2 protein-coding genes are annotated in these 2,034 nt (G+C 67.0%); both read left to right on the plus strand.

The genetic code is table 11. From position 1 onward, the window contains the following. Window positions 1-1,336, plus strand: a 1,336-nt coding sequence (locus MJD61_15715; GenBank protein ID MCG8556714.1) for a hypothetical protein, incomplete at its 5' end; no start/stop codon positions are given. Between the two features lie 175 nt (window positions 1,337-1,511). Then, the coding region (locus tag MJD61_15720) for a hypothetical protein (GenBank protein MCG8556715.1) at window positions 1,512-2,034 on the plus strand (523 nt) is incomplete at its 3' end.

Raw genomic sequence — 2,034 nt, forward strand, 5'->3', positions numbered from 1 at the left:
AGCGGGCACGACGCGCCCGTGCGGCTCGGACCTGGGCGCGTGCAAGGCAGGGAGCCAGCTTTGCGAAGCGGGCGCCTGGGCCGCATGCCAGGACGCTGTCCATCCCAGCCTCGAACGCTGCAACGGAGTGGATGACGACTGCGACGGCAAGCTGGACGAGGCCTTGATGCGCCCGTGCGGCAGCGATGTCGGAGTGTGCCAAGCGGGCAGCGAGAGCTGCGCCGCCGGGGCGTGGGTCGACTGCAGCGCCATCGGTCCCGACCCCGAGCGCTGCAACGACCTGGACGACGACTGCGACGGGGTCGTGGACGAATCACTCGCGTGCAGGCCCTGCGAACAGCGCATCACGGCAGGCTGGAGCCACACGTGTGCGCGCGATGGGACGGGCCAAGTCTGGTGCTGGGGCGGCAACTCCTGGGACGAGCTCGGTGGACCCATTGGCGCTCACAGCAGCCTACCTGTCGCAAGCAACGTGATGGATAGCCTTGAGATCCGGGCGGGTCGCAGCCACACGTGTGCGCGTCTGCGCTCGGGAGGGGTGCGGTGTTGGGGCCGGGATAGCGAGAGTCAGCTCGGCGACTCCAGCCTGGGGAACCTCCCGGCCGTCGAGCTCACGCTGGGCTCAGGGCACACGTGCGCGCGCCTGATCACAGGTGAGGTTTGGTGCTGGGGCGCGAACTCTGTCGGCGAGCTTGGAGACGGAAGCCGGACCCATCCCCGGGCGATGCCCCGTGCTGTCAGCGGCCTCGCGGACGCTGCTGCGATCAAGGCAGGAATAGCTCATACCTGCGCGCTGCTCCAGACGGGTGAGGTTCGGTGCTGGGGCTTCAACCCCTCTGCCCAGCTCGGCAACACCCTGCCGGGCAGCACGAAGCCCGTCACCGTGGCAGGCCTTGGGCGTGCCGTCGAGCTTGCGGCCAGCGAGCACGACACCTGCGCGCTGCTTGCGACGGGCGAGGTCTGGTGTTGGGGCGGCTTCTACGGCCCAGTACCGGTGGCGGTTGCCGGGCTTCAAGATGTGGTGGAGATCAAGGCGGGGCGCCAGCACACCTGTGCACGGTTACTCGGCGGGGAACTCCGCTGCTGGGGCGCTAACTACCGCGCTCAGCTGGGCGACGGCACGACGCTAGACAGGCGGGTGCCGGGCCCGGTACCTGGAGTCAGAGGGGCGGTCGAGCTCACGCTGGGCTGGATGCACACCTGCGCACGGCTGGGCAACGGCGAGCTATGGTGCTGGGGAAGCAACCACCAGGGTCAGCTAGGGGATGGCACGACCACCCAGCGAACCAGCCCCGTCCTCGTGCAGGGCCTGAGACTACCTGCCTGCTCGCCGTGAGCACCGGCAGCGACGAGTGGGCTGCGGCAACGACCACAGCAAACCGGAGCAAACCGGAGCAAACCGGCAACACCTGTCTTGGCAAGGGCAGGTATCGTGTTACAGGGAGATTAGGGAAGTGCGTGTAGAGTCGATCCGGTGCCGACACGTCGGTAGGCGTCGGAAGGAGGGTGCAATGAGCAAGGAATCGTGTACCGCGGCAGGGCGCGGTCAGGTCGGGCGGGCTCGCTTGGTTGTTTCCGTCGCTTGGCTTGGGGTCTTGCCGGCCTGTGTTCTGGACATGGAAGGCGCGCACGAATCGCGTGTCGCTAATCTCGAAGCCGCATCCAGTGCGGCACCCAGCGGGAACTGGTTTTTCGCCGACCCCCACATCCACAGCGACGGCTGCCAAGGTCCTGGCGGCCCCTGGTGGCCGCCGCCCAACGTGTCGCCCGGCTACCTGAATTTGGACCCGCTGTTCCGTGCGATGACCAAGCGCGGCGTTGACATCGGTTCGGTACTTATCTGGGGCCCTACCGCTTTTCACCATATCCCCCATCCGTTGCCCCCAGCTCCGGCTACGGACCACGAGTGGTCCTGGCTCATCGGCACGGACAGAACCAACGGACGCTATCCAGGCAAGATCTTGCACTACGATCTGGAGGTATCGGGCTATCCCGCCGGAAACATGGGGCACATCACCGTCCTTGGGCTAAAGA

The sequence above is a fragment of the Pseudomonadota bacterium genome (assembly GCA_022361155.1).
Taxonomy (GTDB): Bacteria; Myxococcota_A; Polyangia; order Polyangiales; family JAKSBK01; genus JAKSBK01.